We start from the raw sequence: 25,204 nt of genomic DNA, 5'->3' as shown, positions 1-25,204 counted from the left end.
AGGCAGTAATAGAAAAGAAATCGAGGCAAAAATGAGCAAAGTCAGACTCGCTATTATCGGTAATGGTATGGTCGGCCATCGCTTTATTGAGGACCTTCTTGATAAATCCGACGCTGCCAATTTTGACATTACCGTGTTCTGTGAAGAACCCCGCAAAGCATACGACCGTGTCCACCTGTCTTCCTACTTCTCCCACCACACCGCTGAAGAGCTGTCTCTGGTGCGTGAAGGCTTTTATGAGAAGCACGGCGTTAACGTTCTGGTCGGCGAACGCGCCATTACGATCAACCGTCAGGAGAAGGTCATCCACTCCAGCGCGGGTCGTACGGTTTATTACGATAAACTGATCATGGCGACCGGCTCCTACCCGTGGATCCCGCCAATTAAAGGTTCCGAAACTCAGGACTGCTTTGTTTACCGTACCATTGAAGATCTCAACGCCATTGAAGCCTGCGCCCGTCGCAGCAAACGCGGCGCGGTGGTCGGCGGCGGCCTGCTGGGTCTGGAAGCCGCTGGCGCGCTGAAAAACTTAGGCGTCGAAACCCACGTTATCGAATTTGCCCCCATGCTGATGGCAGAACAGCTGGATCAGATGGGCGGCGAGCAGCTACGCCGTAAAATCGAAAGCATGGGCGTGCGCGTACACACCAGCAAAAACACCAAAGAGATCGTTCAGGAAGGCGCCGAAGCGCGTAAAACCATGCGTTTTGCCGACGGTAGCGAGCTGGAAGTCGACTTCATCGTTTTCTCTACCGGTATCCGCCCGCGTGACAAACTGGCCACCCAGTGCGGCCTGGACGTCGCTCAGCGCGGTGGTATCGTGATTAACGACGCCTGCCAGACGTCTGACCCGGATATCTACGCGATTGGCGAATGCGCCAGCTGGAACAACCGCGTGTACGGTCTGGTCGCGCCTGGCTACAAAATGGCGCAGGTTGCCGTTGACCACATCCTCGAAACCGAAAACGTGTTTGAAGGCGCAGACCTCAGCGCCAAGCTGAAACTGCTGGGCGTGGACGTCGGCGGCATTGGCGATGCGCATGGCCGCACGCCGGGCGCGCGTAGCTACGTTTACCTCGACGAAAGCAAAGAGGTCTACAAACGCCTCATCGTCAGCGAAGACAACAAAACCCTGCTCGGCGCGGTGCTGGTGGGCGATACCAGCGATTACGGCAACCTGCTGCAACTGGTGCTGAACGCGATTGAACTGCCGGAAAACCCGGACTCGCTGATCCTGCCGGCACATTCTGGCAGCGGTAAGCCTTCCATTGGCGTTGATAAACTGCCGGACAGCGCGCAAATCTGTTCCTGCTTTGACGTCACCAAAGGGATGCTGGTCGCCGCCATCAACAAAGGCTGCCACACCGTTGCGGCGCTGAAAGCGGAAACCAAAGCCGGTACTGGCTGCGGCGGCTGTATTCCGCTGGTTACTCAGGTTCTGAACGCCGAACTGGCGAAACAGGGTATTGAAGTGAACAACAACCTGTGTGAGCACTTTGCGTACTCGCGTCAGGAACTGTTCCACCTCATCCGCGTGGAAGGCATTAAAACCTTTGAAGAACTGCTGGCGAAACACGGTAAAGGCTACGGCTGCGAAGTGTGTAAACCGACCGTCGGTTCTCTGCTGGCCTCCTGCTGGAACGAATACATTCTGAAGCCACAGCACACCCCGCTACAGGATACCAACGACAACTTCCTGGCGAACATCCAGAAAGACGGCACCTACTCCGTGATCCCGCGTTCTGCGGGCGGCGAAATCACGCCGGAAGGTCTGGTGGCCGTAGGTCGCATCGCGCGTGAGTTTAACCTGTACACCAAAATTACCGGTTCTCAGCGTATCGGTCTGTTCGGCGCGCAGAAAGACGATCTGCCAGAAATCTGGCGTCAGCTGATTGAAGCGGGCTTCGAAACCGGTCACGCGTATGCCAAAGCGCTGCGTATGGCGAAAACCTGCGTGGGCAGCACCTGGTGCCGCTACGGCGTGGGCGATAGCGTCGGCTTCGGCGTCGAACTGGAAAACCGCTACAAAGGCATCCGTACCCCGCACAAAATGAAATTTGGCGTCTCCGGCTGTACCCGTGAATGTGCGGAAGCCCAGGGTAAAGACGTGGGGATTATCGCCACGGAAAAAGGCTGGAACCTGTACGTCTGCGGTAACGGCGGGATGAAACCGCGTCATGCAGACCTGCTGGCGGCGGATATCGACCGCGAAACGCTGGTTAAATACCTCGACCGCTTCATGATGTTCTACATCCGTACCGCCGACAAACTGACCCGTACCGCACCGTGGTTAGATAACCTGGAAGGCGGTATCGACTACCTGAAGTCGGTCATCATCGACGACAAACTGGGCCTGAACGCGCATCTGGAAGAAGAGATGACCCGCCTGCGTGAAGCGGTGGTGTGCGAGTGGACGGAGACCGTAAATACACCGTCTGCGCAGGTTCGTTTCAGACACTTTATCAACAGCGATAAGCGCGACCCGAATGTTCAGGTGGTGCCTGAGCGTGAACAGCATCGTCCGGCAACGCCGTACGAGCGCATTCCGGTAACTCTGGTGGAGGAAAACGCATGAGCCAGTGGAAAAACATCTGCAAAATCGATGACATTCTGCCGGAAACCGGCGTCTGCGCGCTGTTAGGCGAAAAGCAGGTCGCCATTTTCCGTCCATATCACAGCGACCAGGTGTTCGCGATCAGCAATATCGACCCGTTTTTTGAGTCCAGCGTGCTGTCGCGCGGATTGATTGCCGAGCATCAGGGCGAACTGTGGGTTGCCAGCCCGCTGAAAAAACAGCGGTTCCGTCTGAGCGACGGTCTGTGCATGGAAGATGAAAGCCATTCCGTCGCGCACTACGAAGCTCGCGTGAAAGACGGCGTGGTGCAACTGCGCGGTTGATGAATTTGGGGAGGCGCAACGCCTCCCTTTTTGACGTCTTTGTAGGCCTGATAAGCGCAGCGCCATCAGGCAAAAACACACCGCCGGATGGCGGCATAAATGCCTTATCCGGCCTACGGTTTTACGATTTCTTTTTTAATTTTATTGTTTTTACTTCAAGGATAATCAAATGTTTACAGACACTATTAACAAGTGTGCGGCTAACGCTGCGCGCATTGCACGCCTGTCGGCAAATAATCCGCTCGGTTTCTGGGTGAGTTCCGCAATGGCCGGCGCCTACGTCGGTCTCGGCATCATTCTTATTTTTACCCTCGGCAATCTGCTTGACCCTTCCGTTCGCCCGCTGGTGATGGGCGCTACCTTCGGCATCGCCTTAACGCTGGTGATCATCGCCGGTTCTGAACTCTTTACCGGCCACACCATGTTCCTGACGCTCGGCGTAAAAGCGGGCACCATCAGCCACGGTCAGATGTGGGCGATTCTGCCGCAAACCTGGCTGGGCAACCTGGTGGGCTCCGTGTTCGTCGCGCTGCTGTATAGCTGGGGCGGCGGCAGTCTGCTGCCGGTCGATACCAGCATCGTTCACACGGTTGCGCTGGCGAAAACCACCGCGCCCGCCACGGTACTGTTCTTTAAAGGCGCGCTGTGCAACTGGCTGGTTTGCCTGGCGATCTGGATGGCGATTCGTACCGAAGGCGCGGCGAAATTCCTCGCTATCTGGTGGTGTCTGCTGGCGTTCATCGCGTCCGGCTACGAGCACTCCGTCGCCAACATGACGCTGTTCGCCCTCTCCTGGTTCGGCCATCACGGCGACGCCTACACGCTGGCGGGAATTGGTCATAACCTGCTGTGGGTGACTCTCGGCAATACTTTGTCCGGTGTCGTATTCATGGGATTAGGTTATTGGTATGCTACGCCAAAAGCGGAGCGTCCGGCTCCGGCAAAAATCAATCAAACTGAAGCTACTGCCAATAATTAAGAGGTAATGTCGTGGACCATTTGCCTATATTTTGTCAATTACGCAATCGTGACTGTCTGCTCGTCGGCGGTGGCGATGTCGCAGAACGCAAAGCGCGGTTACTGCTGGAAGCAGGCGCTCGATTAACGGTCAACGCGCTGGCGTTTATTCCGCAGTTCACCGTATGGGCAAATGAAGGCATGTTGACGTTGGTTGAAGGGGCATTCGAAGAATCCCTGCTCGACGGATGCTGGCTGGCAATCGCCGCGACCGATGATGACGCCGTGAACCAGCAGGTGAGCGAAGCCGCTGAATCACGCCGCATTTTCTGCAACGTGGTCGATGCGCCAAAAGCCGCCAGTTTCATCATGCCCTCCATTATCGACCGTTCGCCGCTGATGGTGGCGGTCTCCTCCGGCGGCACCTCGCCCGTTCTCGCACGCTTGCTGCGCGAGAAACTGGAGTCCTTGCTGCCCCAGCACCTCGGCCAGGTCGCGCATTACGCCGGCCAGCTCCGCGCGCGGGTGAAAAAGCAGTTCGCCACAATGGGCGAGCGCCGTCGCTTCTGGGAAAAACTGTTCATCAACGACAGGCTCGCGCAGTCGCTGGCGAATGCCGATGCGAAAGCGGTGTCGGAGATCACCGAGCAGATGCTGAGCGAACCGCTGGATCACCGTGGTGAAGTGGTGCTGGTGGGCGCGGGCCCTGGCGACGCCGGGCTGCTGACGCTGAAAGGGTTACAACAGATCCAACAGGCGGATGTGGTGGTGTATGACCGTCTGGTCTCCGACGACATTATGAATCTGGTACGCCGTGACGCTGACCGCGTGTTCGTTGGCAAACGCGCGGGCTATCACTGCGTTCCGCAGGAAGAGATTAACCAGATCCTGCTGCGAGAAGCGCAGAAAGGCAAACGCGTGGTGCGTCTGAAAGGCGGCGATCCGTTTATCTTCGGTCGCGGCGGCGAAGAGCTGGAAACGCTGTGCCACGCCGGTATTCCGTTCTCGGTTGTTCCCGGTATTACCGCGGCCTCCGGGTGCTCGGCTTATTCCGGCGTTCCGCTGACTCACCGCGACTACGCGCAAAGCGTGCGTCTGGTCACCGGACACCTGAAAACGGGCGGCGAGCTGGACTGGGAAAACCTGGCGGCGGAGAAACAAACGCTGGTGTTCTATATGGGGCTGAATCAGGCGGCAACCATTCAGGAGAAGCTGATCGCGTTTGGTATGCAGGCCGATATGCCTGTGGCGCTGGTCGAAAACGGTACTGCCATCAAGCAGCGCGTGGTCAGCGGCGTTCTTGCGCAATTAGGCGAGCTGGCGAAACAGGTCGAAAGCCCGGCGCTGATTATTGTCGGTCGGGTGGTCGCGTTACGCGATAAGCTAAACTGGTTCTCAAACCATTAATAAATATAGATGCCCTATATCAGGGCATCTTTTTTTTAACACTTTAACGATCATTCATTCTTACATTACACTTTAAATAAGCTAAATCCATTCATTGCGTAAATATAAAAAAGAATAACGCCATAAAATACCGCACAAAACAGCCATTATCTCTTTTTTATTCGCCAAATAAATTCACCACGCAAATATCGACAGAATAAAGGCTGGATTGACGCCCCCTGGGTAGTCAGTGGCAAAATAGCGCCATTCATTAATTTTGCAAATAAAGGTTGTCTGTCAGGGCCGCCTTATATTTCTTATTTTATTTACAGGATGGCAACTATGTTTATGCAAAGGAAAAAACTCCTTGCAGTGGGTATTGCGATTGCACTGCAAACATATTACTGCCCGGCAATTGCGGCAGAGAATACAGAAGATGAGAAAGAATGTCCGGTAAATATTTCGTCGTTATCTCAGGCGGAGCGCAATAAGTTACCGGCGAAATGTCTGACGGCAGAGGCCGGGCAGGATAACCATTGGGCATGGGTCGCCAGTGGCGTAGCGGCTCTGGCGGCGGGCATCGCCATTGGCAATCACAGCGACGGCGATTCTCACCACCATTCAACAACGCCAGTCCCGCCAGACGACGGGGGCGACGTTACCCCAACGCCGCCGGATGACGGCGGAGATGTCACCCCAACGCCTCCCGATGATGGCGGCGACGTCACACCACCCGATGATGGCGGTGATACGCCAGTACCGCCTGACGACGCATCAGTGACGACCTTCAGCAATCAGGTGACGCTGGATAAAGGCACAGACACCCTGCACTTCGACGACATCAAGCTGGATAACGGCGAGCACCTCGGAGAAGCCACACTCAGTTATTCCGAACAAGACGCGCAGTGGCAGTTAACCACCCAGGACGGCAAAACGCTGGCGATTTCCGGCTGGAACGTTACCGACAGCAACGCGGCCGTGATTGAAGGCGCTCAGGCCAATGGCTTTTACTGGAAGTACGACAGCCGGGGCTATCTGATCCTCGCGGATAACAATACTCAGGTTGTCACCGGAGACGACAAAACGCACACCACCGATCGCGAACTGGATATCGGCGGGAAAAATCGTACCGGCGTCATTATCTCGGGCGATAACACCCGTAATACGCTGAACGGGGATTCCACCGTGACCAATGGCGCAGTTGGCCTGGTTATTAGCGGCGACGGCACCACTAACGCTATCTCAGGCAAAAGTACGGTAGATGGCGCTACCGGGGCGTTAATTTCCGGCAATGGCACCTCGACCTCGCTCTCCGGCGATATCACCATCAGCGGCGGCGGTACGGGCATCGTTATCGATGGTGATAACACCCTCATTGATAATGCGGGGACTTCCAGCATTAGCGGCGCAGGTTCTACCGGTTCCATCATTAACGGCAATGACATTCGCCTCATCAACGAAGGGGAATTAAACGTTTCTGACGGCGGCACCGGGGCCAAAATCACCGGTGACGATGCTATCGTCGATAACAAAGGCCATTCGACAACCCGCGGTGCCGGCTCTACGGGGTTGTACATTGAGGGTGATAATGCGCTGGTAATTAATGAAGGTAATCAGCTCATCGCCGATGGCGCGACGGGCGTACGCATCGATGGCGACAACGCCCGCGTACTCAATACCGGTAATATGGCCGTCGACGGCGCTGGCTCAACGATCGCCACCATTACGGGCAATAACGCTGACATGACGCAGAATGGCGACCTGCTGGTTATGAATGGCGCGACGGGCCTGACCATCAACGGCGAAGAAAGCGAACTCATAAACAGCGGCACCACCACCGTGCGTAACGACGGCTCTGTCGGCTTCGTTGTTGCCGGTACACAAAACACCTTCAACAACAAAGGTAATATCAACACCAGCCTTAACGGTACGGGAACGCTGATCAGCGGTACTGAATCGCAGGTCAGTCTGACGGGCGATATTAACGTGACTGCGGCTCAGGACAGCAGCGGCGTATTTCGTGGGGCAACCGGTCTTAACGTTTCTGGCGACACGAATACGACAACCATTCTGGGTAATGTGAACATTGAGGCTGGTTACGCGCAAGACGCTCAAATTAAAAGCGATGAGCAGTTACAAGGCATTACCGTCAACGGCAATCAAAATACGGTCAATCTGGATGGCGCGATGAATATCCATCTTGACAGTTCTGATGTCAGCTCTGGGTATTCGAGCGTTACCGGCCTCAATATCAGCGGCAGCGGTAACGCCGTGAATGTCGCCGGTGGTATAAACATCGACTTTTCCCAAAACGAAGCGTCTATTGGCTCTGAAGCTATCGGTATCAACATTGATGGTGACAACACGTTAACGCTAAGCGGTAAATCTACCGTGGATATGACCACTATCACAGGTGGCCAGGCCACGCTGGCAAACGTTAATAATGGCGGCTCTCTGCTCATTACCGATGACGCCACGATTGAAGTGAACGCCGACTATCTGAACTTAAATTACTCCACCGGAAGTAATGCCCTGCTGTCAGCGCATGGCCAGGGCTCGACAATTGAAAATCAGGGCGATATTACCACCCACGGAACAGTCAACGTTCTCCTTGCCGATAAGGGAGCGGAAGCGAGCAACAGCGGCAATATTCTCATCTACGGAAGCAGTGGCGATACGGGAGATGATCGTTCTGCCATCACCCGTGCAAATGGCGAAGATACGGTCGTACACAACAAAGCAGGGGCCGATATCACCCTCTTTTCTAACCAAACGCCAGAGTTCATTAACGGGATCAATATCTACCCGGAAAGATGGTATACCCACACGCTTTACGCCATGCTGGCGACCCAGGGCGGCAGCGTCGTTAATGATAAAGGAGCGACCGTCCATTTACAGGGCGCGGGAGCATATGGCGTCAGTGCCAGTGTAGGGACAGCGTTAAACGAAGGCGATATTTATCTGGACGGTTTTATCCCGACGCTGGACGATGAAAACAATATCATCAGCACAGACTACTGGCAGCCGACATACCTCTATTTGACCAGCTCGGCAATGGTTGCCGGTTCCTCAGACATCGGCTACGGTGACGCCACAGCCATCAACACCGGCACCATCACCGTCAACAACGCCGGGTTCGGTATGATGGCGCTCAGCGGCGGCACGGCCGTTAACCAGGGTACTATTACGCTGACCGCTGATGAAGGTGTGACCGGCGAGGAAAACCAACTGGTGGGGATGGCCGCATTAAACGGCGGCACCGTCGTGAACGACACCACTGGCACCATCAATATTGATGCCGACTACGGTCAAGCGTTCCTTAGCGACAGCAACAGCTACATCATCAATAACGGCGCCATCAACCTGAACGGCAGCCCGATGGACGAAAACGACCCACATATGGGTTCCATGCCAACCGACAAAATCTGGATACGGTCGCTGCCCGGCAGCGGCGACAGCGATAGCCAAACGTCAGAAGCGGGCTTTTTCACCACCGGAGCGCTGGCGAATTACGGCAATGAAACGCTGAACGGCGATCTCGATGTTAGCGGCTGGCTGTACAACGAAGCAGGCGCCACGCTGACCGTCAACGGCGATATGGCGATTAATAACGCTGGCAATATGGAAAACCACGGGACGATGCATGCCGATACGATCACCACGTATCACAGCCTGTTCAACCGCGCAGACGGCAGCCTGACCACTGACCTCCTGACGCTTAATGGCGATATCACCCTGTTCAACGAGGGCAGCTTTACCGGCTCAATTGCAGGAACCTCTTACGCCCAGGAAGTCGTCAATACCGGCAATATGACGGTGGCGGAAGATGGCAAATCGCTCATCAACGGCAGCTTTGCGTTTTATAACCAGGAAGGCGCAACGCTTACCAACAGCGGCAGCGCGGTAGAAGGCGGCGAAAACACCATCATCAACATGACGCGTACCAGCAGTTCCATCGCTCAGGTGAACAGCGGCACCATTACCGCCACCAACGGTTACAGCGCCATCACCACCGCGAATGCCAGCAACTCCCCGATGTGGATCTGGAACACGGAAACCGGCGTGATTAATGGTATTAACCCGGACGCCCCTCTGATCAACCTCAGCCGTGGCTATAGCTTTGGCAACGAAGGGACCATTAACGTCCAGGGCGACAATGCCGTGGCGATCAGCGGCGGCACCAGCAGTTATATCATCGACCTGGTCAACAGCGGCACCATCAACGTCGGCACCGAACAAGGGCAAATAGACGGAACCAACGGCACCGGACTTATCGGCATCAAAGGTAACGGCAACGCCACCACCATCAACAACACCGCTGATGGCGTGATCAACGTGTACGCGAATGACTCTTACGCGTTTGGCGGCCAGAGCAAAACCATCATCAATAATGGCGAAGTGAATTTGCTGTGCGACACCGGCTGCGGCATCTACGCCCCTGGCACTACGGGTACGCAGGACGATCACAACGGTACGGCGGATATCGTGATCCCGGATGCGATTGTCGCGCCGACGCAGGGTGATATTCCAGCACCTCCGGCCGATCCGAACGCGCCGCAGATGTTAAGCAACTACATTGTGGGCACCAATGCCGACGGCAGTTCCGGTACGCTGAAAGCGAATAACCTGATGATTGGCGACGACGTGAAGGTGAATACCGGCTTTACCGCAGGTACGGCAGAGACCACCGTCGTGGTCGATAACGCCTTTACCGGCAGTAATATCCAGGGCGCGGACAATATCACCTCCACCAGCGTGGTGTGGAACGCCCAGGGCAGCACCGACGGCGACGGTAACGTTGACATCACCATGACCAAAAACGCCTATGCGGATGTGGCGACGGAGAGTTCCGTCAGCGACGTCGCACAGGCGCTGGACGCCGGGTATACCAACAATGAGCTGTACAACAGCCTGAACGTTGGCACGACCGCAGAGCTGAACAACGCCCTGAAACAGGTCAGCGGCAGCCAGGCGAACACCGTCTTCCGCGAAGCCCGCGTACTCAGCAATCGCTTTACGATGCTGGCGGACGCCGCGCCGCAGGTGAAAGACGGTCTGGCGTTCAACGTGATGGCGAAAGGCGATCCGCGTGCCGAACTGGGTAACGACACCCAGTACGACATGCTGGCGCTGCGCCAGACGCTGGATCTGACCGCCAGCCAGAACCTGACGCTGGAATACGGTATTGCGCGTCTGGACGGCGACGGTTCGCAGAAAGCGGGCGACAACGGCGTGACCGGCGGCTACAGCCAGTTCTTCGGCCTGAAGCACAGCATGACCTTTAATGAGGGTCTGGCCTGGAACAACAGCCTGCGTTATGACGTGCATAACCTCGACAGCAGCCGCTCTGTCGCCTATGGCGATGTCAATAAAATGGCGGATTCTGACGCCCGTCAGCAGTACATGGAGTTCCGCAGCGAAGGGGCAAAAACCTTTAACCTGATGGACGATGCGCTGAAAATCACGCCGTATGCGGGCGTTAAGCTGCGTCACACAATGGAAGAAGGTTACAAAGAGCGCAGCGCCGGGGACTTCAACCTGTCGATGAACAGCGGCAGCGAAACGGCCGTAGATTCCGTGCTTGGCCTGAAAATGGACTACGCCGGGGAAAACGGCTGGAGCGCAAGCGCCACGCTGGAAGGCGGCCCGAACCTGAGCTACACGAAAAGCCAGCGTAGCGCCACGCTGGCGGGTGCAAGCGACCAGCGCTTTAGCGTTGACGACGGCCAGAAAGGCGGCGGTCTGAACGGTCTGGCAACGATGGGCGTGAAGTACAGCGCCCAGGACAGCAGCCTGCATCTTGACGCTTATCAGTGGAAAGAGGATGGCATCAGCGATAAAGGCTTTATGCTGAACTTTAAGAAAACATTCCGTTAATTAAATAAACACTACGGCCTGGAGAATATACATCCTCTCCAGGCCGTTTTTTATTATGCTGAATCTACGCAAAGCATATTACCCGCAGAATAAGAAGTCCTTATCTGGACTACCTCACTCCCTTATTAATTGATATGGTAACGTCCGCAAAATGGATTTTTCCATTTATCTCATACAATTAAAATTGTTTTATTTACAAGGATTTTTTTCATGTTTAAAATTGCAAAGATTGCCATTGTGGCAGGGATGCTGGCTACGCTCACCGCGTGTACGGGTCATATCGAAAACAAAAAGAATGATTGCAGTTACGATTATTTACTTCACCCGGCAATTTCTATTTCAAAAATTATTGGTGGTTGCGGCCCGGCTGCGGATCAATAATCGAAACCGTTGTCGCACGATACAAAAAAACCGGGGATTCCCCGGTTTTTTCATGTGTATCATTGTAGGCCTGATAAGCGTAGCGCCATCAGGCTTTCGTGCGCGCATACATGCCGGATGGCGGCGTACGGTGCTGTACGCTGTAGGCCTGATAAGCGCAGCGCCATCAGGCTTTCGTGCGCACATACACGCCGGATGGCGGCGTACGCGGTGCTGTGCCATCAGGCACACAGGCTTTCCCGCAAAATACGTAACACCGTTTCCTCGCCGCTGCGGTTGGGATTAATACGAATCGCATAACGCGCCAGACCCGGACGGGCCGCACGAAACGTACCGGAAAGGCGATAAAACAATGGCGGGATTTCATATTTGGACTCCGCGCCTACCGGGTAAGGCAACGCCCCGCGCTTTTGCGCCTCCTCCAGCACCTTTTCGGCAACGGGCTGGTGAAACTCCACAATCAACACTTTCGATTGCGCATTCGCAATCACCGCCTGCTTCACTTCCGGCACGACTCCACTGTTTAACAAGGCGAGTAAACGTTCCGTCACCCCGGCCTGCACTGCGTGCATCACTGGCGCGAAAACCAGGCCACGAAGCACCGCCAGCGCCTGTGCGCCCTGAATCTGGCTGCCGCCGGAATACATCGTCGCACGTATTCTGGCGATGGCTTCCGCCTCCCCCACCACCGCGCCGGTGCCTTCAGGCCCGAAGAGTTTAAAACAGGAAAACGTGGACAGCGTGGCCCCACATTCACAACCAATACGCGCCACTTTCATCACCGCATAATTATCGTCGGTCAGCGTGGGGACGACGCATCGCGCAAGCTCCGCCAGCACCCCAGCCAGAGAATAGCAATCCTGCGGTTGCTGACGCGTATGTTGCACCAGCGCCGCATGGGGCCGATGCTCTGCGATAACCTGCGTTATCGTCGCCAGATCGTTGAAATCCGCTCTGACAAGCACAATCCCCATCTGCTCGACGATCCCCTGCGTTGTGGGATAAACCGGCGCATCATGCACCAGAAGGCGTTGCCCCGGTTTCAGCAGCACAGCCAGCCCGGCCCGAATCGCGCCGGTTCCCGCGCCCTGCACCAGCACCGCGTCCTCAGCATGAAACGCCTCCGCCAGCACCTTTTCCACTTGTCGGGTGGTTCCCGGCTGGTTAAGCCCCGGACTTAACCCCAGATCGCCACCCTTTAAAAAATCCGCGCCCGGAAAATAACGACACACCGTGTCCACCAGCGCAAACTGCTTCTGCTGCGCCTCGGCGAGCGTCAGGCTTTGCAGGGGGAAGGTTTTCATTTAGACGCCTCCTCAGGCCGGAATAAACAGACCGAACCAGTAGAGAATATTCAACAAGATACCGGTAATCATCACGGCCACGACCGGCGCGGCCATCTTCTGCACCGGGCGCCCCAGCGACTCGTTGAGGAAGTAGATAGCAATCGCAATCGAGAAGCCGGTATAACCCGCCATCTTGATCGCCGCAAAAATAGAGCCGATCAGTAGCGCGGTTTCCATCAGCATATTCATCGCGTTACGGATATTGTCCGACGCATTGCGCACCGACGGGTAGCGTCCAAGCCACTTCCCAATCGAGCGCAACAGCAGCACTTCCGCAGAAATCACGACCGCCCCCAGGATGGCGGCAATCCACGGATTCGGCGCCAGATAGCCCACGGAATACACAAAGGTAAAACCGGCCACCGCATACACGCCCGTCGCCAGCGCCGTTGTGGCGATCATCGGCACAAAACCAAGCCCACGCATGAACTCCGCCAGCGCCGCCTGATGAAGCAAGGTCTGCGACTCTTCAGGCGTAACGCCAGCAGAATAGGCTTTCTCAAGGGTAAAGATCGACACCTCGCTGCCGGCAAAAATATTCATACTGGCGACCGCCGCAATCAACGCGCCGACGATCGCGATATACGGTAAGTTTTTAATAATGCGGGAGGTGCGCTCCTCAAAGACGGATAACCCACTGGTATCCATCTCCTCATCGCCACGGTGGCGCAGGTCGTGCGTAATCGCAATCGCCAGCAGCATCACCATGCCGATAAAAATCTCAATCGATTCCGGGTTCAGGTGCGGGAAGTAGCGCACCACCAGGACACGCGCCATCAGCACCACAACCGCAGCGATAAGACTGTGTTTCCAGCCGAATTGATAAAAAATCGCCACCAGCGGGAACAGCGCAAAACCGGCGACAACCGGGGAACTCAACTCGCCAAGGCTCCCCAGCACGTCAACCGGCAAGGCGGTAAGCAGATGGTTCACCGGCAGCAAACAGGTCAGAATCAGCACGCCCCAGGCAGCGCCAAGCCCAAACGCCAACAGGCTATTGATCGCCAGTACGCCAAGAATATCGGTAGGTAAAAACAGCAACCAGGCGTTAAGCAGCCCCGTTTTGAGGGTAAATGAGATCCCCACCGACGCCACAAAACCGATACTCAAACCAAACGCGATACTCCCCGCCTCCCGGCGGTTCATATAGCCTTCGATCAGCTGCGGTAAGATCGGGCGAATCCCGTCATGGAAAACGGCGGCTGAGCGATGCGCCAGTAGCGACGTCATCCCCGTCAGGCAGGCCACCACCAGAATCTGAATATACAGCTCCATAAGCATGCCTTTTATTTCAAGTGGTTAACCAGCATGGGAATCGCATGCTCAACATGTTCGACGGAGAGGCCAAACGCCACTTTCCCTTCCGCGACCATCTTTGCGATATGCTCGTCTTTCGCTTTAATACCCGGCTTAGCGATGGTGCAGCTTTTGTTGTAGCCAATCACCGCAATCGCTATCGACAACGCCGCGCCAGCGCCGGTATTACACGCGCCGATGTAATAATCCAGTTGCCCGGACTTCACTTTCATCGCCGCTTCCATATCGTTGTGAATGGACACGTCAAAGCAGCCGGGCGCCACGGTCTCGATGGTTTTTTTAATCTGCTCACGCTGTAAGCCAGCAACACCAATCTTTTTCATCTTTCTGTCCTTATTGGAAAAATTGTGAGGGGTTATCACGCAACATCGTGTCCACATCGGCCTGACTGAATCCTGACTGGCGCAGCTGTGGGATAAAGGTGGTTAACAGGTAGTCGTAGCCATTGCCGCCATTGGCTTTTAGATGGGAGCGGCGGGTAATATCCATCGAAAGCATCACGCGGTTGAGCAAACCACGCTGGCGCAGCGCATTCAGCATGTCGATGCGCTTTTCATCCGGGTAGTAGTTGTTTTTGCCGATGGTGTCGAACTGCACGTACGCGCCGAGATCGATCATCTGCAAAATGCCGTCGAGGTTATCTTTCAGATCGCAATGACCAACCACCACGTGGGAGAGATCGACGCCCTGCGCCTGCAACAAGGCCAGTTGCTCCAGCCCCATCGTACTGAACGAGGTATGGGTGGAAATGGGGCGTCCGGTTTCATTGTGGGCGCGCGCAGCGGCGATAAACACCTTCTCTTCCAGCGGCGTAATCACCCCTTCACTGGAGCCGATTTCCGCAATAATTCCGGCTTTCAGCGTCGTGTTATCAATACCGATGACAATCTCATCGATCATCTCCTGCGCAAGCTGTTCCACGCTGCGGGTCGCGACATGCTCAGGGAAAAATGCGTCCTGGTAGTAACCCGTGCAGGCCACCACGTTTATCCCGCTATCCCGCATCAAATCAAGCATGAATTGCGGGTTGCGCCCCATATAGCGGTTAGTCATTTCAATGATGTTGCGCACGCCCAACGCCCGCAGATCTTTCATCTCCTGACAAATGAGATCGTACTGATCTAACCGGCAGTCGAGGTTATTTTTGAACCCGGAGAGATCGATGTGCAGATGCTCATGGGCCCAGGTGTAGCCTGACGTATCAAAATTCATAAGGCGTCTCCTGTGAGCTGTAATGACGAAAAGAAAGAGGTGCCGTTTTGTGGCGCGGGCGCGCCAAAGAACTCACAGACCGTCGCGCCCACATCCGACAGCGTGGCGCGAAGGCCTAACTGAACAGGCTTCAGCCCCTGCCGGTAGACCAGAATCGGCACTCTTTCACGGGTATGGTGACTGTGACCTATCGTCGGATCGTTGCCGTGGTCGGCCATCACCAGCAGACAATCATCGGGTGTCATCTCGCTTGTCAGCCGCGCAAGATTACGGTCAACCACCTGCAAACGTTCCGCATAACGTGCGACATCCTGGGCGTGTCCCGCCAGATCGGTTTCCTGGATGTTGGTGCAGATAAACGCGTGCCGGGCGGCACTGAATTCATCGCGCGTGATATCCATGATGCGCTGGCTGTCCACCAAGTTTTGCCAGCTACGTCCGTGAGGGTTCGCCACGATATCCGCCACTTTGCCGATCAGCACGGTCGGCACGCCAACCTCATGCAGTTTTTGCGGCACCTGAACCCGCTCATCCACGCCATAGCCCATATGAACAACCTGAAAACCGCTCTCATATGCGCCGGATCGCGGCGAATTGATGCCAATAAAACGCCCCTCTTTCGTTTCTGCGACGTCCAGAATCCGCTGGCTGTCGTGAAGCGTGCCGCCGAATGCAATGACGCGCCCCACCTGCGCGTGTTCACGCACAATGCGGCCAATCTTCAGCACCTCGTCAAAGGCGATGGCGGAAAGGTTGGCGGTAATGTTGTAAACCTGCCCTAAATCCGCTTCGAGGTTATCGCCTATCGCCACCGACTCATTGACCCACAGGAACGCCAGTTCGCCGCCACGTCGCTCTACCTGCCAGCCCGCCGCCTTCAGCGCCAGCTCAACGCGATCAATCACCTCGCTAAACGGCATACGCAGCGGCGCCTGCGGACGCGTGCCTAAAATCTCCTGATGCCCCATGAAGGTATCCCCTCCTTCATGCTGCAATTCCGCGATCCCCCACACTGCCGATGCCGAGGGAGCCATAACGCCTGGCGCATAGCCCAGCGCGTTAATCAACCCCAGTTTCTCCAGCGTCGGCAGATGTAGCTGCGGGAGCTGACGCAGAATATGTCCGCAGGTATTCGCTCCGACATCCTGCGGGCGAACCTCCGCCACATCCTTCATTGCGCCAACGCCGAAGCTATCAATCACCAGCACCACAAAACGAGCCATTACGCCTCCAGTACGTTTCCGAGACTGTCATAACGGGCGACGATTTCCGCCGCGCCGCGCTGAATGCCAGACACCAGCACCACATCACTGCGCGTCACAAAAATTTGGGTACGAAAACAAAGCACCACGGCGCTGCTCACCGGAAACGTCCCTGCAAGCGGCAGGTAGTAGTCGATACTGCTGTCATCGACGGGTTCCAGCGTCGTCTTCGCGGGAACGTCGTTTTCCGGCGTAAAAACGAGCGCGTTGCGCGCATGTCCCCGGCGGTAATAGCCGCCGCCATAGCAGTAGCTGTTGCCACGAAAATGGTGCGAAATTTCACTCAGCCAGAGCATCGCAATGCGTTCAGGCTGATCGCCTTGCTGATTCGACGGAATAGTGCCGGTCAGCGCATGGCCCGGTTCGGCATGGGTGACGCCATACCGCGCCAACAGCGGCAAAGACGCGCAGCTGGTTGCAGAGGGCGCATTAAGCTGCTCAATGGCAATCTCCCGCTCTTCCAGTTGCTGCCTCGCCTTGACCAGAGAATGCAGATTGGGCGTCGGCCTGGTCTCGCCTGATGCGTCATCCCACAGCAGGCAGGGGAAATGCGTTAACCCCGTGACATGGAGCCCCGGCAGACAGCGAATGTCATTCACTGCCTCATCAAGGCGCGCCAGCGGGAAGCCGCTCTCCTGCCCCGGATAAAGAAAATCCTGCTCGCCGTAAATCTTCAGCATTACCGCCTGCACGCGCCCGGCCTTCACCGCCGCCGCCGATACTTCACGCGCCTTCTCCAGCGAAAAGAGCGTAATCACGTCCGTCCCTTGCTCCACCGCTTCGTCAATCTGCCGGGAGGGGATCTGCACTAAATGCCCCTGATGCGCCACCGGCAATCCGGCGCGGCGCATGACCCTGGCCTCTTTGTAATCCACCGTGACAATTCCGGCATATCCCAACGCCAGCAGCTTTTCCGCCAGCCAGGGATTGCGCCCAAGCTGTTTTGTCATCAGATACAGCGTGATGCCGTATTGATGAGCCGTATCAACCAGGCGCTTCCCGTTTTCCAGCACCTGATCAACATCAATCACCCAGCTGTCCGGGACGATCCTTCCCTGCTGCCAGAGTCGGATCGCGGCGGTAATCAGCGCCGGATTCTGGCGTTTCAATGCGTGTATAAACATCTTTGTGCCTCGGTTTCTAATCCCTGAATTAAATATTCATTTTTTTGAATATTTAAGGTGTGGTACGTTGATGTACGGTGTTCCTCACGACGCTTCGTGCGCCGCCATCCACAGCCCATATAGATTTGCCAACAAATAACCTTCCTCATTGGCATGAAGCGAAACCGCAAACTCCGCCAGCAGCGCCTGGTGCGCCAACAAAATCGCGGGCCAGTGGGGAGATTGCGTCAGTTCCGCCAACAGTTCGTGGTCCAGCGCGTCAATCACCTCTCCCCGGCGACTGCGCATTAACGCGCTGGCCATGTGGGTTATCGCCATCGTTCCCTGCTCGGTATGCACCGGCAGCTTCCACTCCTCGTCCAGTCGTCTGACGACCTGCAACATGCCACGGCAAATATCTTCGTCGATAACCCCTGCGTCACACAGCAGGCTGAGTCTGTTTTCCATTTACAATGCCTTTGATTAACTTAGTAACTGGGTTCCTGTTCACCGCTGACCACACGTTGCTGATGGGCGAGCAGCGCCTGTTTGTCCACCACGGCGCGCAGCAGTTGCTGCATCGGGTAATCGTCCGACCGGGTCAGCACCACGGCTTCGGTGGCCTGCAAGAATCGAGGATCGCGGGTGAGCGGCGTCGCTTCTAACCCCAGCAATGCCAGCTCCGCTTCCGCCACCACATTCCAGATCACCGCATCCACATCGCCTTTCACAATGCGCTGAAGACTTTCGTGATAAGAGAGGTCTATCAGCTCCACATCACTTTTGCCGAAACAGGCTTCAGTCATGATTTTCTGATCTGCCGAACGGTTATCCAGCCCCACTCGCTTCACCCGGTCGGATTCGCCTTTACGGCAGATCAACTGGTGCTCGCCGACATAGGTGTGTGGCCCCAGTTCCAGCGCGATGCGCAACCCGTTTTGCGCCAGGTAGCTCTCTGCGGCCAGACGCGACACCACGGCCATGTCGTAGACGCCATTCAGCAGGCACTCAACCCGGATATCCGCCCCACGCATGTGCGCGTAATAAAATGGAATCCCTTCAAACTGCGCTTTCAGCCCGCTCGCCAGCCCTTCATACAGACGGGTGTACGGCAGCGGCATCGCGCAAACAACGTTGCTGATGTCCACATGCGACAACAACGTTTTGTTATCCATCTCCACCAGGAAGCTGCCGTTGCGCCCACGACGCTCAATACGGATCGCCCCGGAGGACTCCAGCGTTTTTAATGCGGCCTGCGTTAACCCCACCGATGAGTGGCATTCATTAGCCAGTTCATCTATCGTTTTCAAACGGTTACCGCATTTCTCACCAAGCAGGTAGCGGGCCAGGGTCGTCAGCACGACCCCCTCTTTTTTGATAAATGTTCGACGCATCATAAATTTTCAGTAAAGTGAATATTTATATATTCATTAAAATGAAGATATCGCGCAATGACGATGTGCGTAAACGGCGAGACGCCTCACAGTTTTTCGTCACGGGTACGCAGAGAGACAAAAAAACCGGGAAATCCCCGGTTTTTTAATGTGTGGTGTCGCATCACTGTAGGCCCTCGCCGTGTTTACGCCGGGTGGCGGCGTAAACGCCTTATCTGGCCTACGGCGCGGTGCGCATTACGGCTTCGCGACAAAGCCGATCGCTTCGTAGACCGCTTTCAGCGTTTCGGAAGCACGGGCGCTGGCTTTTTCCGCCCCTTCTTTCATCACTTTCTGCAAGAAGGCTTCGTCGCTGCGGAAGCGATGATAACGCTCCTGCAACTCGGTCAGCATACCGGAAACGGCTTCAGCCACTTCACCTTTCAGATGACCATACATCTTGCCTTCGAAATGCTGCTCCAGTTCAGGGATGCTCTGGCCGGTTACGGCGGAGAGGATATCCAGCAGGTTAGACACCCCCGCTTTATTCTGGATGTCGTAGCGCACTACCGGCGGCTCGTCGGAATCCGTCACCGCACGTTTGATTTTTTTCACCACCGATTTCGGGTCTTCCAGCAGGCCGATGACGTTGTTACGGTTATCGTCCGACTTGGACATCTTTTTGGTCGGTTCCAGCAGTGACATCACGCGCGCGCCGGATTTTGGAATAAACGGCTCAGGAACGTTAAAGATATCGCCATACAGCGCGTTAAAACGCTGCGCGATGTCGCGGCTCAATTCCAGATGCTGTTTCTGATCTTCACCCACCGGCACCTGATTCGTTTGATACAGCAAAATGTCTGCCGCCATCAGAACCGGGTAATCAAACAGACCGGCGTTGATGTTCTCGGCATAGCGCGCGGATTTGTCTTTGAACTGGGTCATCCGGCTCAGTTCGCCGAAATAGGTGTAGCAGTTCAGCGCCCAGCCCAGCTGCGCGTGCTCCGGCACATGGGACTGAACAAAGATGGTGCTTTTCTCAGGATCGATACCACACGCCAGGTAGAGCGCCAGCGTATCCAGCGTCGCCTTACGCAGCTGCTGTGCATCCTGACGCACGGTGATCGCATGCTGGTCAACGATGCAGTAAATGCAATGATAGTCATCCTGCATGTTCACCCACTGACGCAGCGCACCCATATAGTTGCCAATGGTCAATTCACCTGAGGGCTGTGCGCCACTAAAAACGATGGGCTTAGTCATTTTTCGATTCCTGATTTTCGCTATGCGGAAGCCCGAGAGCGGGCAGAAGGTCATTAATAGTGTCGTAAATCACATCCGGCTGGCTAAGAGCGATTGATTCGCCATAGTTGTAGCCGTACGTGAGGCCGACCGACGGGCAGCCAGCCGCTTTTGCAGCCTGAATGTCGTTACGCGAATCGCCCACAAAGAGCATCTGTTCAGGCGCGACGCTCATCCGCTTTGCCACCAGCAGCAGCGGATCGGGATGCGGCTTTTTGTTCTGCACATCGTCGCCGCCAATAACCACGCTGAAGTATTTGGCGATATCCAGCGCTTCAAGCAGCGGCGCCACAAACGGCGTCGGCTTATTGGTCACCAGTCCAAGCGGCAGCCCTTTGGCATGCAGCGCGCCCAGCGTATCGGCTACGTGCGGGAACAGGAACGTCCCTTCTTCCGCCACATCGCCATAGTAGCGGTCGAACAGCTTACGCAAAATACGCACCTGCTCCTCGGCGGGGATCTCATCATCAACAGGCGGTTTGCCCATTGTTTTACGTAACGTAGCGCGTTCCTGTCGAGCCCAGGCGAGCGCACGCTCCATCAATACATCCGCGCCGTTACCAATCCAGGTAATTACGCGATCTTCGCCAGCGGTAGGCAGTTCCAGCGCGTATAACGCCATATCTACCGCAGCGGCTAATCCCGGCGCGCTGTCGACCAGCGTGCCGTCGAGGTCAAAGGCGACACCCCGAATATCCTGCAATTTATCCATGACTTACCTTTGCCAGTTCACTGCGCATTTCATCAATGACTTTTTTGTAGTCTGGTTGGTCGAAAATCGCGGAGCCTGCCACAAACATGTCTGCGCCCGCCGCGGCGATTTCGCCGATGTTGTTCACCTTGACGCCGCCGTCCACTTCCAGGCGAATGTCATAACCTGACTCATCAATACGACGGCGCACTTCACGCAGCTTCTCCAGCGTGTGCGGAATAAAAGACTGGCCGCCAAAACCCGGGTTGACGGACATCAGCAGGATCACATCCAGCTTATCCATCACGTAATCCAGATAACTCAGCGGCGTGGCCGGGTTAAACACCAGACCCGCTTTACAGCCGTTTTCTTTAATCAGCTGCAAGGTACGATCGACATGCTCGGAGGCTTCGGGATGAAACGTAATGATGCTGGCGCCCGCTGCGGCGAAATCCGGCACGATGCGGTCAACCGGCTTCACCATCAAATGCACGTCGATGGGTGCGGTAATACCGTATTTGCGCAGGGATTTCAGCACCATCGGGCCGATGGTCAGGTTCGGCACATAGTGGTTGTCCATGACGTCAAAATGCACGACATCCGCACCAGCAGCCAGCACTTTCGCGGTGTCCTCACCCAGGCGGGCAAAATCAGCCGACAGAATTGAGGGGGCAATCAAATACTGTTTCATCCGCTTCTCCTTGAGAATTATTTTTTCGCAGGCGTTACGACTCCTGGTTGGTACAGAGCCAGCAGTTCGTCCACCTTTTTACGTGTGCCGCCATTGCTGCTTATACTGCGACGCACTTTGACCTGAAAATGTTTCGCCGCTTTGTACCACTCGCGGGTATCGGGCGTGTCATGGTTCGAAATTAACACCGGGATCCGCTTGCTGACCAGCTTTTCTGCCATCTCCGCCAGGCGCGCCTGCTCTTTTGGGCTGAAGCTATTGGTATGATAAGCGGTGAAATTCGCCGTCGCAGAAAGCGGTGCGTAAGGCGGATCGCAATAGACCACAGAATTGCTATCAGCACGATCCATACACTCTTCATACGAAAGGCAATGAAACTCTGCATTCTGCGCTTTTTTGGCAAAATGGTACAACTCCGTTTCCGGGAAGTAGGGCTTTTTGTAACGGCCAAACGGCACGTTAAACTCCCCACGCAAGTTATAGCGGCACAGGCCGTTGTAACCATAGCGGTTCAGGTATAAGAACAGGACCGCTCGACGGAACGGCTCCCGGCTCGTATTGAACTCTTCACGGAGTTGATAGTAAACCTCGGCCTGATTCGTCTCAGGCGTAAACAGCTCGCGGGAAGCCCGCACATACTCTTCAGTACGCGACTTCACGATGTTATAGAGGCTGATAAGGTCACTATTAATATCGGCAAGAATATAACGAGAAAAGTCGGTGTTAAGAAACACCGACCCGGCCCCCACAAAGGGTTCAACCAAGCATTCACCTTTCGGTAAATGCCGTTTGATGTCATCAAGCAGGGGGTATTTCCCCCCTGCCCACTTCAGAAAAGCGCGATTCTTTTTCATGCTGACTAACTAATTACACCTTCTCCGGCTGTGGAGAAAGCTCCGACAGCATCCTGCGCTTTAACATGACTATTACTTCAGATCGGCCTGCACCTGATGCAACGGTTTTGCCCACGGGTTTTTCGCCTGCACATCGGCTGGCAACGTAGACACCGCACGTTTGGCATCATCTTTAGACGCATACACACCCGTTACCAGAACATACCACGGCTGGCCGTTACGCGTCGTCTGATACACCACATAGTTTTTCAGGTTTTCTTTCTTCGCCCAACCGTTCAGGTTGTCGTAGTTAGAAGAACTGCTGAGTTGCAGGGTGTAATGGCTGGAAGGCGCAGACTTCAGCGAACCCACGTTACCTGTGCTTTTCGTACCAGCCGCACTACCGGCTGCCGCTGTAGTTTGCGCTGGCGCTGCGGTTTGTGCAGGCGCAGCGGTGGCTTTCGGCGCGGTCGTTGCCGCTGGCGCGGAAGTTGCTGGCGCTTTCGTCGTCGCGACCGGCGCGGCAGGTTCGCTACGTTTCGGCTGCGTGGTCGGCTTCGGTTCCGCTGGCGTCGCTTTCGCGGTGGTCTGCGGTTTCTTCGGCTCAATCACAACCTGCTTACGTTCCGGGCGCGTAGTGGTCTGACGCTCGCCCGATTGCGTCGTCGCCGTCTGACGCGGCGCATTGCCGTTGCGGATTGGCGCAACGGTGGCAGGTTCCGTCGGCAGCGTGGAGTTCGCCACCACATTGTTAACCTGTTCCTGGCCCTGCGGCTGAGTCAGCGCATTGTTCAGATCGCCCTGAACTTCCACACGCTGTTGGCCTTCGGTCGCGGCAGGCGCCTGACCCTGCGTTGGCGTTGAGGCGATCGGCGGCAGAGAAACATCCTGCTGCGTGTTTCCGGCGGTCTGTTCAGCGTCTGGCGCAGACTGCGTGGCGCTTGCCTGATCGGTCGCGTTATTGCCGGAAAGATCGATGCTCTTCTCGGCAGACGCCGTTTGATCGCTGGAAGAGGAGGGTGAAGGAGCTTTCAGCGCGGAGCCAATACCGATGATCAGCAGCAGCAACACCAGAACGCCGACACCCATCATGATGTATTGACGGGAAGCGGGTTTGCTGGCGGCTTTCTTACGTTTGCGGGGACGACGCTCTACGCGTTCTTCATCCACTGCATCATCGGATTCATAATCGTCTTCGCTGTACTGCTCTTCCTCACGCGCCTTTCGCGCACGCCCTGGACGACGATCGTCCGTATCCAGGTCGACGTCATCGAAATTGATCTGTGGATCATTATCGCGTTCAGAAGATTGACGAGTACGACCAGTACGACGATCGCTGGGATCGGGTTTCAGCTCGTCTTCTGGTTTGAATTCATCCATTTAACACCCCACTCAAAGGTTAATGCTTACGACGTTGCAGTTAACCTGAATTTAAATGACCAATACCGTGCAGTATCAGTCCGACCTTTCTTGTTGTTACGCCTGCTGACAGTCAGCAATAGCGCTGAGAACGATTTCGTGCGGCACTCCGCCGCGTACTTCACTTTTCCCTATCGCCAGCGGGAGCACTAAGCGCATTTCGCCCGCCAGGACTTTCTTATCGCGCAGCATGTGTGGCAAATACGCCTGAGCAGACATCTCACGCGGCCCGTGTACAGGCAGACCTGCGCGCTGGAGCAGCGTAATAATGCGTTGCGTATCCGCAGCGCTAAACTGACCGAGACGCTCTGACGTGCGCGCCGCCATCACCATACCAGCGGCGACAGCTTCACCGTGTAACCAATTGCCATAACCCATTTCAGCTTCAATGGCATGACCAAAGGTATGTCCCAGATTCAGTAAAGCACGTAAGCCCGTTTCGCGCTCGTCTGCTGCGACAACTTCGGCTTTCAGCTCACAACAACGGCGGATACAGTACGCCATTGCCGGACCTTCCAGACGTAATAACGCGTCCAGATTGTCCTCAAGCCAGGTGAAAAATTCACCGTCAAGAATGATGCCGTATTTGATCACTTCCGCCAGACCCGATGCCAGCTCACGCGCAGGAAGCGTTTTCAGACAGTCGAGATCCACCACCACAGAAGCAGGCTGGTAGAACGCGCCGATCATGTTCTTGCCGAGGGGATGGTTTACAGCGGTTTTCCCGCCTACGGAGGAGTCGACCTGCGACAGCAATGTCGTCGGGACCTGGATAAAGCGCACGCCACGCTGATAGCTGGCGGCGGCGAAACCGGTAAGGTCGCCAATCACGCCGCCGCCGAGGGCAACCAGCGTGGTATCGCGACCGTGCGGTTTTTGCAGTAACGCGGTGAAAACCGTATCAAGTACCGTCAGGCTTTTATACTTTTCGCCATCGGGCAGGATAACGCTATCTACGTTAACCCCCGCCTGTTCAAGTACGCTACGGATCTTATCAAGGTAAAGGGGAGCCAGGGTTTCGTTGGTCACCAACATAACCTGATCGCCCGATTTCAGCGGTAAGAATGAAGCTGGTTCGTTAAACAAACCAGCCGCGATGGTGATAGGGTAACTACGTTCCCCGAGAGTAACTGTAATCCTCTCCATGACGCGACAT

The 25,204-nt window shown here is 55.6% G+C and carries 20 protein-coding genes; 6 read left to right on the top strand and 14 right to left on the bottom strand.

Annotated elements, in window-relative coordinates; all coding sequences use genetic code 11:
• The first annotated feature begins 31 nt into the window (after positions 1-31).
• The 6 genes from nirB (at position 32) to OGX84_RS07615 (ending at position 11,499) form a co-directional block, all read left to right on the top strand.
• Complete coding sequence (gene nirB / locus OGX84_RS07640; RefSeq protein ID WP_115181044.1) at positions 32-2,575, top strand: NADPH-nitrite reductase large subunit; 2,544 nt, start codon at positions 32-34, stop codon at positions 2,573-2,575.
• On the top strand, positions 2,572-2,898 hold the full coding sequence (nirD, locus tag OGX84_RS07635; protein WP_012135476.1) for a nitrite reductase small subunit NirD: 327 nt from the start codon (positions 2,572-2,574) through the stop codon (positions 2,896-2,898). The genes nirB and nirD overlap by 4 nt, the downstream gene beginning before the upstream one ends.
• A 169-nt stretch (positions 2,899-3,067) precedes the next feature.
• Positions 3,068-3,877: a nitrite transporter NirC gene (gene nirC / locus OGX84_RS07630; RefSeq protein ID WP_012135477.1), complete on the top strand. Its 810-nt coding sequence runs from the start codon at positions 3,068-3,070 to the stop codon at positions 3,875-3,877.
• Positions 3,878-3,888: 11 nt separating this feature from the next.
• Positions 3,889-5,262: a siroheme synthase CysG gene (gene cysG / locus OGX84_RS07625; protein ID WP_275165928.1), complete on the top strand. Its 1,374-nt coding sequence runs from the start codon at positions 3,889-3,891 to the stop codon at positions 5,260-5,262.
• Between the two features lie 327 nt (positions 5,263-5,589).
• Positions 5,590-11,118, top strand: a complete 5,529-nt coding sequence (locus OGX84_RS07620) for a pectate lyase-fold domain-containing protein (RefSeq protein ID WP_286457670.1) — start codon at positions 5,590-5,592, stop codon at positions 11,116-11,118.
• Positions 11,119-11,328: 210 nt separating this feature from the next.
• Positions 11,329-11,499, top strand: a complete 171-nt coding sequence (locus tag OGX84_RS07615; RefSeq protein WP_112001458.1) for a YhfL family protein — start codon at positions 11,329-11,331, stop codon at positions 11,497-11,499.
• Positions 11,500-11,720: 221 nt separating this feature from the next.
• On the opposite strand, the gene OGX84_RS07610 is transcribed toward OGX84_RS07615, so the two are convergent.
• The 14 genes from OGX84_RS07610 to aroB form a co-directional block, all read right to left on the bottom strand.
• The gene (locus OGX84_RS07610; protein ID WP_112001456.1) at positions 11,721-12,803 is read right to left on the bottom strand and encodes a PLP-dependent aminotransferase family protein; all 1,083 of its coding nucleotides are present in this window, start codon (positions 12,801-12,803) and stop codon (positions 11,721-11,723) included.
• Positions 12,804-12,815: 12 nt separating this feature from the next.
• Positions 12,816-14,120 carry a YhfT family protein gene (locus OGX84_RS07605; RefSeq protein WP_024131010.1) on the bottom strand — a complete coding sequence of 435 codons (1,305 nt, stop codon included), beginning with the start codon at positions 14,118-14,120 and terminating at the stop codon, positions 12,816-12,818.
• An 11-nt stretch (positions 14,121-14,131) separates the two neighbouring features.
• Positions 14,132-14,485 (bottom strand): DUF2620 domain-containing protein, encoded by a 354-nt coding sequence (locus OGX84_RS07600; RefSeq protein WP_012135484.1) that lies wholly within the window; start codon positions 14,483-14,485, stop codon positions 14,132-14,134.
• 10 nt (positions 14,486-14,495) lie between these two features.
• A complete protein-coding gene (locus OGX84_RS07595) occupies positions 14,496-15,374 on the bottom strand; it encodes a phosphotriesterase-related protein (protein WP_286457653.1) in 879 nt (292 codons plus the stop codon).
• Positions 15,371-16,597, bottom strand: coding sequence for a phosphopentomutase (locus tag OGX84_RS07590; RefSeq protein ID WP_275165927.1), 1,227 nt, complete (start codon positions 16,595-16,597; stop codon positions 15,371-15,373). Before OGX84_RS07590 ends, OGX84_RS07595 begins: the two co-directional genes overlap by 4 nt.
• Positions 16,597-17,760, bottom strand: coding sequence for a YhfX family PLP-dependent enzyme (locus OGX84_RS07585; protein WP_275165926.1), 1,164 nt, complete (start codon positions 17,758-17,760; stop codon positions 16,597-16,599). The genes OGX84_RS07590 and OGX84_RS07585 overlap by 1 nt, the downstream gene beginning before the upstream one ends.
• 84 nt (positions 17,761-17,844) lie before the next feature.
• Positions 17,845-18,207 (bottom strand): PRD domain-containing protein, encoded by a 363-nt coding sequence (locus tag OGX84_RS07580; protein WP_200075936.1) that lies wholly within the window; start codon positions 18,205-18,207, stop codon positions 17,845-17,847.
• A gap of 20 nt (positions 18,208-18,227) precedes the next feature.
• Complete coding sequence (yhfZ, locus tag OGX84_RS07575) at positions 18,228-19,133, bottom strand: GntR family transcriptional regulator YhfZ (protein WP_024131011.1); 906 nt, start codon at positions 19,131-19,133, stop codon at positions 18,228-18,230.
• A gap of 237 nt (positions 19,134-19,370) precedes the next feature.
• Positions 19,371-20,375 (bottom strand): tryptophan--tRNA ligase, encoded by a 1,005-nt coding sequence (gene trpS / locus OGX84_RS07570; RefSeq protein ID WP_012135491.1) that lies wholly within the window; start codon positions 20,373-20,375, stop codon positions 19,371-19,373.
• Positions 20,368-21,126, bottom strand: a complete 759-nt coding sequence (gph, locus tag OGX84_RS07565; RefSeq protein WP_115181039.1) for a phosphoglycolate phosphatase — start codon at positions 21,124-21,126, stop codon at positions 20,368-20,370. The genes trpS and gph overlap by 8 nt, the downstream gene beginning before the upstream one ends.
• The gene (gene rpe, locus OGX84_RS07560) at positions 21,119-21,796 is read right to left on the bottom strand and encodes a ribulose-phosphate 3-epimerase (RefSeq protein WP_012135493.1); all 678 of its coding nucleotides are present in this window, start codon (positions 21,794-21,796) and stop codon (positions 21,119-21,121) included. The genes gph and rpe overlap by 8 nt, the downstream gene beginning before the upstream one ends.
• A gap of 17 nt (positions 21,797-21,813) precedes the next feature.
• Positions 21,814-22,650: an adenine-specific DNA-methyltransferase gene (gene dam / locus OGX84_RS07555; RefSeq protein WP_012135494.1), complete on the bottom strand. Its 837-nt coding sequence runs from the start codon at positions 22,648-22,650 to the stop codon at positions 21,814-21,816.
• Positions 22,651-22,722: 72 nt separating this feature from the next.
• Entirely contained in the window at positions 22,723-24,009 is a 1,287-nt protein-coding gene (gene damX, locus OGX84_RS07550) for a cell division protein DamX (protein WP_112001451.1), read from the bottom strand.
• Positions 24,010-24,105: 96 nt separating this feature from the next.
• Positions 24,106-25,194: a 3-dehydroquinate synthase gene (gene aroB, locus OGX84_RS07545; protein ID WP_047460717.1), complete on the bottom strand. Its 1,089-nt coding sequence runs from the start codon at positions 25,192-25,194 to the stop codon at positions 24,106-24,108.
• Positions 25,195-25,204 lie beyond the last annotated feature (10 nt).

Origin of the sequence: Citrobacter sp. CK202, from assembly GCF_030333225.1 — a bacterium.
GTDB lineage: Bacteria > Pseudomonadota > Gammaproteobacteria > Enterobacterales > Enterobacteriaceae > Citrobacter_B > Citrobacter_B koseri.
The sequence above is the reverse complement of the archived record's forward strand: the minus strand, read 5'-3'. Positions and strand labels throughout refer to the sequence as shown.